Below are 12,430 nucleotides of genomic sequence, written 5' to 3' on the forward strand. Positions count from 1 at the left end.
GTGCCAGAAACCCCTGCGGTTCACCTCACGTTCAACCGAGATGTCGATCACTCCGGCCGCGGAAAACCACGTGACACCCTTGGACCCGGCAGCGAGGCTGTCGCCCGTGCCCGACGACTTCACGCTCTCCCGCCGCTCCGCGATGCGCTGGAACGCCCCGCTGGACGAAACCCACGCCGCGTTGTTGCTCGACCGCCTCGACGTCACCGACGGCACCGTCGTCGACCTCGGCGCCGGCTGGGGTGAGCTGCTGATCCGCGCGGTCGACGGCACGGCCGCGCGCGGCATCGCCGTGGACACCGACGAGGTGGCGATCGAACGCGGCCGCCGCGCGGCGAAGGAACGCGGCGCGCAGGTCGAGTTCGTCGAGCAGGACGCCGCGTCTTGGCAGGGCCGGGCCGACCGCGCGCTCTGCATCGGCGCGTCCCACGCCTTCGGCGGCACCCGCCAGGCCCTGGCCGCCCTCGCCGGCGTCACCGACCACCTGCTCTACGGCGACGGCTGCTGGTCAGCCGACCCGACGCCCGCCGCTCACGAAATCTTCGGCGACGACGTCCTCCCGCTGCCCGGCCTCCTCGAAGCCTGCCGCGACACGGGCTGGCGCGTGCTCCACCTGAGCACCGCCGACCAGCGCGAATGGGACGACTTCGAGTCCACCTCCCGCGCCGGCCGGCTTCGGTGGCTGCTGGCCAACCCCGACGACCCGCGCGCCGCCGAGACGCGCGAGTGGCTCGACACCCGCGAACGCGAGTACGTCACCGCCTACCGGGGAGTGCTGGGGTTCGCCTACCTGGTGCTCGTCAAGTAACTCAGGCCTTGCGGCGGAACACCGGCTTCACCGGCCGTCCGCCGAGCCACGGCGACGGGTCGCCCGCGTCCAGCGCCTTGCGGTAGACCACGCAGGCCCTGGCCACCGCCTCGACGGTGTGGTCGATGTCGGCGTCCGTCACGGCCGCGCTGACCACGAACGACGGGCCCAGCACGCCGCCCGTCACGAGCTGGCGCAGGAACAGCGTGCGGTAGTCCTGAGACGGCGCGCCGGACGCGTCGAGCGTGCCGAAGACCAGGTTGCTTTCACGGCCGCGCACCACCACGTGGTCGGCCACGTTGTGCGCCGCGGCCACCTCTCGCACACCGGCGGCCAGCCGCGCGCCCAGCGCGTGCAGGCGGGCGGTGACGTCCTCGGCCTCGTAGGTGTCCATCACGGCCATCGCCGCGGCGAGCGAGTGCGTCTCGGCGCCGTGGGTCGTGGACAGGAGGAACACGCGCTCGCGCTGGTCGCGCAGGCCACCGAGCTCCATGAACTCGCGCTTGCCGGCCAGCGCGGACACGGCGAAGCCGTTGCCGAGCGCCTTGCCGAACGTGGACAGGTCCGGCGTGACGCCGAACAGCCCCTGCGCGCCGTGCTCCGAGAAGCGGAAGCCGGTGATCATCTCGTCGAAGATCAGCAGCGCGCCGTAGCGGTGGGCGAGGTCGCGCAGACCGGCGAGGTACCCGGAGGGCGGGTCCTGCTGCGTCGCGGCTTCGAGGATCAGGCACGCGACCTGCCCGTCGTGCTGCTGCAGCAAGGCCTCGGTCGCCGCGAGGTCGCCGTACGGGAACCGCACCGTCAGGTCCGTGATCTCACCCGGGATGCCGGCGGGCATGGCCGTGGTGCCGATGAACCAGTCGTCAGTGGAGAAGAACGCGTGGTCGGCGCACAACGCGACCAGCGGCCGCCCCGTCACGGCACGCGCGAGCCGCACGGCGGCCGTCGTCGCGTCGGAACCGTTCTTGGTGAACTTGACCATGTCCGCGGTCGGCACGTTCTCGAGGAACCGCTCCGCGGCCTCGGCTTCCACAATCGACGGACGCGCGAAGTTGCTGCCCCGCTCGATCTCGCGGCGCACGGCTTCGGTCACGCGCGGGTGGGCGTGCCCGAGGCTCACCGATCGCAGGCCCGAGCCGTACTCCACGTACTCGTTGCCGTCGACGTCCCACACGTGCGCGCCGCGGCCGTGGGAGATCACGGGCGCGAGGTGCTCGGGGTACTGGTCCTCACCCTTGGCGTAGGTGTGCGCGCCGCCGGGGATCACCCGGTGCAGCCGCTCGTTCGCGGCACGGGAGCGGGGCAGGTCCATTGTGGTCACCTTCTAGGTCTGCAGCGCCTCAGCCAGCGAGGGCGCGGTCTTGTCGCGTTCGGACATCAGCGTGGGCGGCAGCGGCCACGGAATCGCGAGTTCGAGATCGTTGTAGGCGATACTGACGTCTTCGTCCGGATTGTGCACGCGATCGATGCGATACGAGACGTCAGCGATATCGGAAAGTGCTTGAAACCCGTGCGCGCACCCGGCCGGGATGTAAATGCTCACCTGGGTGTCGCCGGAAAGCCGGAACGTTTCCATGGCCCGGAAAGTCGGCGACTCCGGCCGCAGGTCCACGACCACGTCGAACACCTCGCCGAACGAACACCGCACCAGCTTCGCCTCACCGGCGCCCGAGCGCAGGTGCATCGCCCGCACGACGCCCCGCACCGACCGCGACACGCTGTCCTGCACGAACGCGTCCGGGTCGATGCCGACGGACCGCGCGACGTCCGCGTCGAACGTGCGCGAGAAGAACCCGCGCTCGTCGCGGTGCGGGGTCGGCTGGAAGAGGATCAGGCCGGAGATCGCCGGCACGGGAATGGCTTTCATCGGGCCTCCGAAACGGGGAAGAGCGTGGACGAGAGCACGGCGAACTGGGATTTCAGACGTTGCTTGTTGTCCTCATTGCGTTCGTCCAGCGTCGCTTTCAGTTCCGAGGCGCGGCTTTCCAGCTCCTCGAACTGCGCGATCAGCCGCGGTACGTCCACCGACCGCGCTTCCTGGCAGAACTCGCCGAGGCCCATTTCCGCCATCAGCACGTCGTTCTTCTTCGCGTAACCGATCGCGACGGTCGGTTTCCCGGCCTTCAGCGCGCACAACACGTTGTGATACCGAGTGGCCACGACCGTGCCCACGCCGGCCATCGCGGTCATCAGTTCGCCCAGCGACCCCGGCGGCTCGGCCGTGACCAGCGGCGAGTCCAGCGCGGCCACGATCTCGTTCACCACCGCGAGGTCGGCCCGGTCGCCGATGAACAGCCGCACCGGCCGCCGGTCGGCCACGAGGTACCGCACGAACTCCGTCAGGGAATCCACATAGGACCGGTAGATCTCCTCGCCCCGCGACCGGTCCTGGTTCCCGCCGTAGTAGGCCATCACGCCGACTCCCACAGCCCGGGGATCTTCGTCCGCGACCGGCGTCGGCAACGCGAACGCGAGGTCCGGGTACACGCCGTCACCCGCGGTTCGCACGCCCATGCCCGCCATGGCCGAACGCGACAGCTCGTCGCGGTAGGACCGGTACGCGGCGAGCTGCGCCGCCTGCCGCACCAGGAACCGCGTGGCCGGCATGCTGATCCGGTCCGCGCCCACGCTGACCAGCGCAACCTTCGTGCCGAACAGCCGCCCCAGCAGCGAAAGCAGGAACAACGCGTAGGGGAAACCCCACGGCCGCAACGGGAGCGTCGCCTCCAGCACACCCATGCCCGGCACGATCACCACGTTCTGGCGGCGCACCCAGAGCGCCGTGCGCACCACGTCGACGAGCTTGCCCAGCGCCTTCGTGGCGATCGCGCGCACGCCGGCCGCCGTGCGGTACTCGTCGGAGTACCAGTTCAGCCGGACCGCGGGCACGCCGTAGCGGGCCTGCACGACCTCCGGTCCGCCGCAGAACGCCGTCACCGCGGCGTCCGGGTGTTCCACGCGCAGGAAACCGAGCACGGCTTCCAGCGACCCGTCGTTGCCGAGGTTGCCCGCGCCCAGGAGCCCGAACACACCGACGCGTGTGGTCACGAAACCCGCCGTTCGCGCCCGGCCACCACGAGGTCGACGGTCATCGACAGCTCGTCGGCCGCCACCGGTGCGCGGTCCTCGACTCGCTCCCCGCCGCCGCCCGGGCGCGCCCGGCTCGTGAACCACTCGACCAGCGCGAGGTAGCACGCCCGGCGTTCGCGCGATGACAGCGGCGCCGTGCGGATGCCGTGCACGTAACCCCACACGTACTCGGCCAGCAACCGCGCCGTCGGGTTCGTGACCGGGTTGCCGCGCTTCGGGTCGAGGTTCGCGCACCGCGAGCGCTTGCTCGGGTTCGCGCGCTCGGCGCGGTCCGGGTGGTCGCGGCGGAAGTACAGCAGCTCCGGCACCTGGTGGAACGGCCCGTGCAACGCCAGCTCGGCCACGTACGTGCGGTCGGCGTGGTGGTAGCTGTCCATCGGCGTGACGCGGCGCAGCACGTCGGTGCGCATCACGCCGTAGAAGTCGTCGCCGCCGGGTTCGAACAGCAGGCTCTTGAACCGCGTCGACGGCCGCGGCGCGTCGGTCTTGTGCACGTAGTCCAGCGGCACGGTCACCGCGCCGTTCCCGTCGATGATCGCCTGGTGCGAGTGCGCCACGATGACCTCGGGCCGCTCGTCGAGCACCGCGATGCACTTGGCCAGCAGCTCGCGCCCGTAGAGGTCGTCGTGCGAGGCCCACTTGAACAGCTCGCCGCGCGCCATGTCGAGCAGCACGTTGTGGTTCGGCGTCGCGCCGACGTTGCGGGCCTGGCGCACGTAGCGGATGCGCGAGTCCTTCACCGCGTACTGGCGGCAGATCTCTTCGGTGCCGTCGGCCGACGCGTTGTCGGAGATGACCAGTTCGAAGTCCTCGTACGTCTGACCGAGCAACGCGTCGAGCGCCTCGCCCAGGAACTCCTCGCCGTTGTACACGGGCAGACCGATGGTCAGCCGGGGAACCGTGCTCATCCCGTTCTCATTTCTGTCATTCCGTCTGACGCCGAATGAAGCTCTTCATGGCTGAACGAACCCGACACCGGGTGGAACTCGAGGGAATGCTCGCCGGTGCGCTGCGCCGGCGTGGTGGGCAGGTTGTCGGCGATGGCGAAGTGGTCGCGCAGCGCGATCCGCAGCTGCCACCACCACACGGCCGAACCGGTGATCGTCGCGATCGCGACGCCCCACTCCGACCCGGCCGCACCACCCAGCGCGGCGCCGATCAGGCCGAACACGACGTAGAACACCGAAGCGATCAGCTGTGAACGCAGGCTGCGCTTCGCCGTGCCCAGCGCCCGCAGACCCGCCGTCGCGCCCGTCGTGAAGCTCGCGCCGACCACGGCGAACGTGACCGGCAGGATCAGCAGCGACGAGGTGTCCCACAGCGAACCGAGCACGAACCGGCCGGCCTCGGCCGGGATGAGCAGCAGCAACCCGAGGCCCCACGCCAGCGCGGCCGCGGCCTGCACGCCGCCGAGGACCACGCAGAAGTGCCACAGCCGGTGCGGCGAGCGCTGCAGCACCCGCGCGCCCTCCGCCACCGTGACCAGCGAAAGCCCCATCAGCAACGCGAGGAACGGCCCGAGCAGCTGCTCCGCACCGCGCACCGTGCCGACCGCGGCGAGGCCGGCGACCGCGCCCAGCCCATACGCGCGCAGCTGCGAGGACCCGCTGTTGCTCACGTTTTCCAGTAGGTAGCGCACGCCCAGCTCGCGGTGGTCGCGCAGCCATGAGCGCACCCCGCCCAGCCGCGGCAGCACGCTCGTCTGCACCCACCCGAACGCCGCCGCGACACCGGCCGAACAGCCCCAGGCCAGCAGGAACGCGACCACGGTGCCGTACCGCGCGCCGATCACCAGCGCCGGGAACAGCGCCACGGCCTGGATCCCGTCGTTCACGAACGCCTTCTGCCCGGTGCCCGCGGCGAAGAACCCGAACCGCCACGAGTCCTGCACCAGCAGGAACGGCAGCACCACACCGAGCGCCACGAACGCGCCGCCGAGCGAACCGCCCACGAGAAGTCCGAAAAGGACACTCACGATCCCGCTCGCGACACCCACGAGCAGCGCCGTGCCCACGGCCTGGCCGAGCGCCTCGCGCCAGCGTGACCTGGAGCCACCGGAGAACCGCACCATCAGCGGGTCGGTGGCCAGGCCACGTGAGACGTTGAGGATCACGCCGTAGGTGACCCACGCGATGCTGAACAGGCCGAACGCCGCCGCGCCCAGAGACCGCGCGACGTAGAGGCCCACCACGAAGTTGGTCAGGCTCGACACGGCCTGGTCGCCCAGGCCCCAGCTCAGCCGCCCCGCCATGGCGCGGACGGCCCGCGAACGCAGGATCCCGGGCACAGGCCTCACTCCTTGAGCAGGCCGGCGACCTGCAGAGCCTGGGCGGCGGTGGCCACGGCGCCGAACGGCAGGTTCGCGCGTTCGGCGATGTCGAGGAGGCTGTGCTCGCCGTCGGAGTAGGACAGCACCCAGAGCATCGCCAGCTGCGCCTCCTTGGCGTCGCTGCGGCCGCCGAGCGAGTCGTACAGCCCGCGCTTGCCGAGCTGCGGCTCGCCGTAGGGGCTGAGGTTCACGTAGCGGCGGTTGCGCTCCAGCACGGAGAACGCCGTCTGCAGCGTGTCGAGCGTGTCCTCCATGGCCTCCGGCGAAACGAAGGCCGGGTTGTCGGCCGACGTGTGGTACTCGGGGTAGCCCGCGTACGGCGTGCGCGTCAGGGATCCGACGCCGAGGTTGAAGCCGGGGGAGCAGAACTGCCGCTCGTCGTAACCGTAGGGCGAGAACTCGCGGATCTCGTGCGGCTTGTCCTTGAGCACGTGGGCCATCACGCGGTCGATGTCCGCGTCACCGCGGCGGCTGCGCTTGTACGTGAGCGAGCCGCGGTCACCCGCGCAGGCCAGCACCACGCCGTGCTTCACGCGGTCGACGTGCTCGGCGTTGCGCGCGAGCCACGTGATCGCGCCGATCGTGCCCGGCATGAACAGGAAGCGGTACGTGAAGTACGGCTTCTCGACAGCCAGCTCCTGCGCCAGCGACACGGCCACCGCGATGCCCGCGAGGTTGTCGTTGGCCAGCGACGGGTGGCAGACGTGGCACGACACGATCACCTCGTCGCTCACCTCGCCGGGCACGACGTGCTCGCCGTAGGTGAGCGAGCCGTCGGCCAGCGTCGAGTCGATCTTCACGTGGTAATCGCCCTCGGGCAACGCGCCGAGCACGTCCTGCGCGACGCAGAAACCCCAGGTGGGCGAGTAGTAGCTGGTGCGGTAGGGGACCCAGGAGGGGCTTTCGGGCAGCGTGTGCAGGCGCCCGCGCAGCTCGGCGAGGCTCATCGTCTCGTCCACCGGCACGCTGTAACCGACCACGTGCAGGTTCGACTCGCGGAAGTCGATCACGCGCCGGCCGGAGGCATCCGCGACGTACGCGTCGCGGATGTTCCACTCCTGCGGCACGGTCCAGTCCAGCACCTGCGTGCCGGTGGGCACCTCGTGCACCCGCAGGTCCAGGTGCTCACCGACGATCGCCAGCGTCTGCCGGACGCCGTCCCCCGTGATGCTGCGGCAGAGCGGGTACAGCCGCTCCACCAGCGCGTGCATCTCGCCCCCCGTGAGCATCAGCGCTGCCGCAGCGTGTCGTCGACGGCCCCCTCGGCCTGCCGGTCGGACAGCCAGTTGAGCCGCGTGAAGCGACGCTCGAACTGCTGCTTGGTGAGCTCGTAGGCGCGGTAGGCGTCGATCAGCTGCAGCGCGCCGTCCTTCACACCCCACTCGCACTCGAAGCCCGGGATCGCCTCGCGGAAGCGCGAGAAGTCCACGCGGTACGAGCGCGGGTCGGCGCCGGCCTCGCCGGTGATCCGCAGCTTGGAGCCCGGCACGGCCTCCACGACCTCCTGCGCGATCTCCGCCACCGTCACGTTGTTGCGCTCGGTGCCGATGTTGAACGCCTTGTTGTGCACGGCCTCGCGCGGCGCGTCGAGCACGGCGGCGAAGGCGCGGGCGATGTCACGCGCGTGGACCAGCGGCCGCCACGGCGTGCCGTCGGACAGCACGAGCACCTCGCCCGAGAGGTAGGCGTGGCCGACGAGGTTGTTGAGCACGATGTCCGCGCGCAGCCGCGGCGAGAAGCCGAACGCGGTCGCGTTGCGCATGTACACCGGCGTGAAGCCGTCGTCGGCGAGCTGGGAAACCTCGTCCTCCACGCGCACCTTCGACTCCGCGTACGGCGTGACCGGCCGCAGCGGCGCGTCCTCGTCGACCAGGCCACCGCCGCCCGAGGCGCCGTAGACCGAGCAGGTGGACGCGTAGAGGTACCGGCCGACGCCGGCGTTCTTGGCCAGCTGCGCGAGCCGGACCGACGCGTGGTGGTTGATGTCGTAGGTGAGCTCCGGCGCGAGCGAGCCCAGCGGGTCGTTCGACAGCGCGGCCAGGTGGATCACCGCGTCGAAGCCCTCGACGTGCTCGGGCCGCACGTCGCGCAGGTCCACGTTGATCGTCGGCAGGTCCTTCGGCGCCGGGCCCAGCAGGCAGCTGGCGAAGAGCCCCGAGTCGAGGCCGACGACGTCGTGCCCGGCCTCGGTGAGCACCGGTGCCATCACCGTGCCGAGGTATCCCGTGTGCCCGGTCAGCAACACCCGCATGTCAGTCAGCCCCTCAGGTCGAGAACGAGTTTGTTCACTTCGAACGCTTCCGCGTACCGCTGCTGGCACTCGATGCCGCGGATGCGGGCGAGGCCAAGGAAGGCCTCGCGGTCGTACCAGGGGCGGTGCCGCTGGGAGGCGTAGTGCTCCTGCAGCAGCCGCACCTTCTGCTCGGCCAGCTCGTCCGCGAGCGGGACGTAGGCCGGGAGGCGGCCGAGGTCGCCGTCCCACTTCACGATCTCGTAGCCCAGCGCCAGGTACCCGCGGTAGACCGTGGGCACCAGCTGCGCGAGGCCGCGGTGGTCCTGGTGCGCGTCGGCCGTGCGCGGTGCGAAGACCACGTCCGGGTCGGTGCGCTGCTTGAGCTCTTCCAGCGCGTTCTTGACCTCGTCCCAGTGTGCCGGGAGGCGGCCGTCTGGGAGCTTCAGCACCGTGACGTCGAGGTCCGCGCCCGGGCAGAACGCGGCGAGCGCGGCCCGTTCCTCGGCCTCGCGTTCGGTGCCGCCGCCCGACAGCACCAGCGCGTCGACGCGGAGACCGGGACGCTGCTCGCAGATCGTGAGCAGTGTCCCGCCGGCGCCGATGGCGATGTCGTCGCAGTGCGCACCCAGCACCACGACGCTGTCGAGCTTTTCCGTGCCGAGCTTGATCACGCGTGCACCCGGTCCCGTTCCCACAGCGCCCACGGCCGCTCGCCGCGGGTGTAGCCCTCGTCGAGCGCGAAGCGTTCCTTCACGGTGTCGGTCGGCTTCCAGAACCCGCGGTACGGGTAGGCCAGCAGCCGTCCGCGCTTGGCGAGCTCGCCGCAGCCGTCGGCGACGAGGTCGCCGTTTTCCGGGATGTGGTCGAAGATCTCCTGGCGCAGCACGAAGTACCCGCCGTTCTCCCACAGCGGCATGTCGCTGACCGGGGTGATCGCGCCGATGAGGCCGCCCTCGTCCATCTCCACGCAGTGGAACGAAGACTGCGGCGGCACGACCATCATCGACGCGCCGGCGTCGGTCTGCTCGAAGCGCTCGACCATCTTGTCCAGCGGCGCGTCGGTGAGCACGTCGGCGTAGTTGGCGAGGAACATCTCGTCGCCGTCGAGGTATTCGCGCACGCGGCGCAGGCGCTCGCCGATCGGCGACTCGATGCCGGTCTGCACGAAGGAGATGGTCCAGTCGGAGATGTCGGTGCTCAGGAGTTCGGGTTTTCCGTCGCGGAGCACGAAGTCGTTGGACGTCGTCTCCTTGTAGTTGAGGAAGAACTCCTTGATGTGGTGGGCGCCGTAGCCCAGGCACAGCACGAACTCGGTGTGGCCGAAGTGCGCGTAGTAGCGCATCACGTGCCAGATCAGCGGTCTCGGGCCGACCATGGCCATCGGCTTGGGCACGTCGGAGGCGTCTCCGTTGCGCATCCGCATGCCGTAGCCGCCGCAGAACAGGACTACCTTCACTGTTTCACCTCGACGATCTCGAGACGCGGGATCGGGAACACGAGCCGCCCGCCCCATTCGTCTACATAGGACAGTTGTTCTGTGAGTTCCTTCCTGAGGTTCCAGGGAAGGACGAGGACGTAGTCGGGCTTGTCGGCCGCGATCCGCTCGGGTTCGAGGATCGGCACGCGGGTGCCCGGGGTGTACCGGCCGTGCTTGTACGGGTTGCGGTCGACGGTGTAGGCGAGCACGTCGGGGCGGATCCCGCAGTGGTTCAGCAGCGTGTTGCCCTTGCCGGGTGCGCCGTAGCCCACCACGGTCTTGCCCTCCTTGGCCGCCTTGACCAGGAACTCCAGCAGGTCGAGGCGCACGCGCGTGACGCGCTCGGCGAACTCGGTGTAGCCCGACAGCTCGTGCAGGCCCGCGGCCTTCTCGCGCTCCAGCACGTCGACCATCCGCGCGCTCGGCTCGCCGGCGACCTCCATCGGTCGCGCCCACAGGCGGATCGAGCCACCGTGCGTCGGAAGCAGCTCGACGTCCACAACGGACAGTCCGCCGACCGCTAGCGCCCGGCGCGCGGATTCCACGGTGTAGTACTGGAAGTGCTCGTGGTAGATCGTGTCGTACTGGTTCTCGCTGATCAGCGTGAGCAGGTGCTGCACCTCGATGCTGACCCAGCCGTCGTCGGCCACCAGGGCGCGCAGGCCGTGGGTGAAGCCGATGATGTCGGGGATGTGCGCGTACACGTTGTTCGCCGCGACGAGGTCCGCGGGCCCGTGTTCCTCACGCACGTCGCGCCCCGTCTCGGGACTGAGGAACGCCGTCTTCGTCGGCACGCCCTTGTCGCGCGCCGCCTGCCCGACGTTCACCGACGGCTCGATGCCCAGGCACCGGATGCCCCGCTCGACGACGTGCTGCAGCAGGTAACCGTCGTTGCTCGCCACCTCGACCACGAACGAGCCGGACCCCAGCCCGAGCCGCTCGGCCGATTCGGTGACGTACTGCTTGGCGTGCTCGACCCACGAGGTCGAGTACGACGAGAAGTACGCGTAATCGGTGAACGTGTCCTCGGGAGTGATCAACGGGGGGATCTGCGCCAGCCAGCACTCCGTGCAGACCTGCAGGTGCAGCGGGTAGGTGTTCTCGGGCTCGACCAGCTGTTCCGCGGTCAGGAACCGCTCACACGGCGGGGTCGCTCCGAGATCGACGACACTCACCAGAGCTGTCGAACCGCAGAGTCGGCATGTGGTCATCAACGGGCTCCTCGGCTCGCGGCTTGCGTGCTAGACACGTCGATGACCAGCGGGGGGTCGTTACAGCGAGCGTGTGAGCGGCGGACCACCGTTTTCCGAATGAGATGTGCTCGGCCCGGTTCGCAGCGCTTTTCCCGGCTTGTTCGCCTGGTGGGAGCAGGGGATTGGCGTGGTCTTTACCTTGCCCGGCGGCGTGTGCGGAGAGTAAACGTCGCGCCGGGGTGCGTGGGTTTTTCCCGCACCCCGGCGAGGGATTGTGACTGTGTTGCGGCGGTCGCCCGGGCCATCAGCACGTCTGAACCACCACGCGAGATCGTGCCGACTTCTGGACTGAGCGATTTCGCGCGGCCCGAGGGGCCGCGCGAAATCGGGAGGGAAGAAGTCGGCTCGAAGCGATCTCGCCGCCTCGGCGGAGCCGAGGCAAAATTACAGAGTTGGGATTATGTCGGTGCCGAACTTCTCGATCACCCGTGGATCGGGCACGCCCGGGATCCACCCCATGGCGGCGTGGACGCCGAGCTCGGCGAGCTGCCCCAGCTCGTCGAGGAGCTGCCCGGTCTTCTCGCCGTTCTCGCCGATGTCGAGCCACAGCGCGACGGTTTTGGTGATCTCGTCGTAGTCGCGGCCGACGGCGGCGCAGTGCTGCTTGAGCACGTCGAGCTTGTGCGGCAGGTCCGGGCCCGGGAAGAGGTTGCAGACGTCGGCGTACTGCGCGACGAACCGCAGCGTCTTTTTCTCGCCACTGCCGCCGATGAGGATCGGCGGGTGGGGGCGTTGCAGCGACTGCGGCGAGTTGAGCAGGCGCTCGGCCTCGAAGTGCTTGCCGGAGAACGCGTCGTCGCCTTCGGCCCACATCTGCAGGACGTAGCGCAGGGCGTCTTCCAGCTGTTCGAAGCGCTCCTTGAGCGGCGGGAACGGGAAGCCGAGGCCCTTGGCTTCCTCTTCGTTCCAGCCGGCGCCGATGCCGAGGATCGCGCGGCCGCCGGAGAGCACGTCGAGGGTCGTGACGGCCTTCGCGAGCAGGCCCGGGTGCCGGTAGATCACGCCGCTGACCAGCGTGAGCAGCTTGACCCGCGAAGTGTGCGCGGCGAGGAACCCCAGCGTCGTGTACGCCTCCAGCATTTCGCGCTCGGGCGGGCCGTAGCGCGAGATCTGGAAGCAGTGGTCCATCACCGACAGGTACTCGAACCCGGCCTCGTCCACGGCTTTGGCCACCGTGGCGAGGTCGGGCCCGAGTGCCGCCGGACCGTTCGGCCAGGTCAGCTGGGGGAGTGCAATCCCA

12 protein-coding genes are annotated in these 12,430 nt (G+C 69.8%); 1 reads left to right on the forward strand and 11 read right to left on the reverse strand.

Going from position 1 to position 12,430, the window contains the following annotated elements; translation table 11 throughout:
- Positions 1–40 precede the first annotated feature (40 nt).
- The gene (locus tag ABZU76_RS36805; protein ID WP_354878324.1) at positions 41–808 is read left to right on the forward strand and encodes a class I SAM-dependent methyltransferase; all 768 of its coding nucleotides are present in this window, start codon (positions 41–43) and stop codon (positions 806–808) included.
- A 1-nt stretch (position 809) separates the two neighbouring features.
- Here the strand turns inward: ABZU76_RS36805 and ABZU76_RS36810 are convergent, their stop codons facing one another.
- The 11 genes from ABZU76_RS36810 to ABZU76_RS36860 all read right to left on the reverse strand — a co-directional run bounded on the left by ABZU76_RS36810 (position 810) and on the right by ABZU76_RS36860 (position 12,426).
- Positions 810–2,120 (reverse strand): glutamate-1-semialdehyde 2,1-aminomutase, encoded by a 1,311-nt coding sequence (locus tag ABZU76_RS36810; RefSeq protein ID WP_354878327.1) that lies wholly within the window; start codon positions 2,118–2,120, stop codon positions 810–812.
- A gap of 12 nt (positions 2,121–2,132) precedes the next feature.
- Positions 2,133–2,675, reverse strand: a complete 543-nt coding sequence (rfbC, locus tag ABZU76_RS36815) for a dTDP-4-dehydrorhamnose 3,5-epimerase (RefSeq protein WP_354878330.1) — start codon at positions 2,673–2,675, stop codon at positions 2,133–2,135.
- A complete protein-coding gene (locus ABZU76_RS36820; RefSeq protein WP_354878333.1) occupies positions 2,672–3,856 on the reverse strand; it encodes a polysaccharide pyruvyl transferase family protein in 1,185 nt (394 codons plus the stop codon). Before ABZU76_RS36820 ends, rfbC begins: the two co-directional genes overlap by 4 nt.
- Positions 3,853–4,806, reverse strand: a complete 954-nt coding sequence (locus ABZU76_RS36825; protein ID WP_354878336.1) for a glycosyltransferase family A protein — start codon at positions 4,804–4,806, stop codon at positions 3,853–3,855. Before ABZU76_RS36825 ends, ABZU76_RS36820 begins: the two co-directional genes overlap by 4 nt.
- Positions 4,803–6,149 (reverse strand): hypothetical protein, encoded by a 1,347-nt coding sequence (locus tag ABZU76_RS36830; RefSeq protein WP_354878534.1) that lies wholly within the window; start codon positions 6,147–6,149, stop codon positions 4,803–4,805. Before ABZU76_RS36830 ends, ABZU76_RS36825 begins: the two co-directional genes overlap by 4 nt.
- Before the next feature lie 41 nt (positions 6,150–6,190).
- Positions 6,191–7,456: a DUF4910 domain-containing protein gene (locus ABZU76_RS36835; RefSeq protein ID WP_354878338.1), complete on the reverse strand. Its 1,266-nt coding sequence runs from the start codon at positions 7,454–7,456 to the stop codon at positions 6,191–6,193.
- On the reverse strand, positions 7,456–8,478 hold the full coding sequence (locus ABZU76_RS36840; RefSeq protein WP_354878341.1) for an NAD(P)-dependent oxidoreductase: 1,023 nt from the start codon (positions 8,476–8,478) through the stop codon (positions 7,456–7,458). Before ABZU76_RS36840 ends, ABZU76_RS36835 begins: the two co-directional genes overlap by 1 nt.
- Before the next feature lie 5 nt (positions 8,479–8,483).
- Complete coding sequence (locus ABZU76_RS36845) at positions 8,484–9,131, reverse strand: PIG-L family deacetylase (RefSeq protein WP_354878344.1); 648 nt, start codon at positions 9,129–9,131, stop codon at positions 8,484–8,486.
- On the reverse strand, positions 9,128–9,916 hold the full coding sequence (locus ABZU76_RS36850) for a glucose-1-phosphate cytidylyltransferase (RefSeq protein WP_354878347.1): 789 nt from the start codon (positions 9,914–9,916) through the stop codon (positions 9,128–9,130). The genes ABZU76_RS36845 and ABZU76_RS36850 overlap by 4 nt, the downstream gene beginning before the upstream one ends.
- Positions 9,913–11,148 carry a class I SAM-dependent methyltransferase gene (locus ABZU76_RS36855; protein WP_354878350.1) on the reverse strand — a complete coding sequence of 412 codons (1,236 nt, stop codon included), beginning with the start codon at positions 11,146–11,148 and terminating at the stop codon, positions 9,913–9,915. The genes ABZU76_RS36850 and ABZU76_RS36855 overlap by 4 nt, the downstream gene beginning before the upstream one ends.
- A 426-nt stretch (positions 11,149–11,574) precedes the next feature.
- Positions 11,575–12,426, reverse strand: coding sequence for an LLM class F420-dependent oxidoreductase (locus ABZU76_RS36860; RefSeq protein WP_354878537.1), 852 nt, complete (start codon positions 12,424–12,426; stop codon positions 11,575–11,577).
- Between the last annotated feature and the right edge of the window lie 4 nt (positions 12,427–12,430).

This window comes from Amycolatopsis sp. NPDC005232, assembly GCF_040607795.1.
In the GTDB taxonomy this organism is placed as follows: Bacteria; Actinomycetota; Actinomycetes; order Mycobacteriales; family Pseudonocardiaceae; genus Amycolatopsis.

What these genes read in the sequence shown, in the direction of transcription:
- ABZU76_RS36805 (WP_354878324.1), top strand. Translation starts at nt 41, where the DNA reads ATGTCGATCACTCCGGCCGCGGAAAACCACGTGACACCCTTGGACCCG.
- ABZU76_RS36810 (WP_354878327.1), bottom strand. Translation starts at nt 2,120, where the DNA reads ATGGACCTGCCCCGCTCCCGTGCCGCGAACGAGCGGCTGCACCGGGTG.
- rfbC (WP_354878330.1), bottom strand. Translation starts at nt 2,675, where the DNA reads ATGAAAGCCATTCCCGTGCCGGCGATCTCCGGCCTGATCCTCTTCCAG.
- ABZU76_RS36825 (WP_354878336.1), bottom strand. Translation starts at nt 4,806, where the DNA reads ATGAGCACGGTTCCCCGGCTGACCATCGGTCTGCCCGTGTACAACGGC.
- ABZU76_RS36830 (WP_354878534.1), bottom strand. Translation starts at nt 6,149, where the DNA reads ATGGCGGGGCGGCTGAGCTGGGGCCTGGGCGACCAGGCCGTGTCGAGC.
- ABZU76_RS36835 (WP_354878338.1), bottom strand. Translation starts at nt 7,456, where the DNA reads ATGCTCACGGGGGGCGAGATGCACGCGCTGGTGGAGCGGCTGTACCCG.
- ABZU76_RS36840 (WP_354878341.1), bottom strand. Translation starts at nt 8,478, where the DNA reads ATGCGGGTGTTGCTGACCGGGCACACGGGATACCTCGGCACGGTGATG.
- ABZU76_RS36855 (WP_354878350.1), bottom strand. Translation starts at nt 11,148, where the DNA reads ATGACCACATGCCGACTCTGCGGTTCGACAGCTCTGGTGAGTGTCGTC.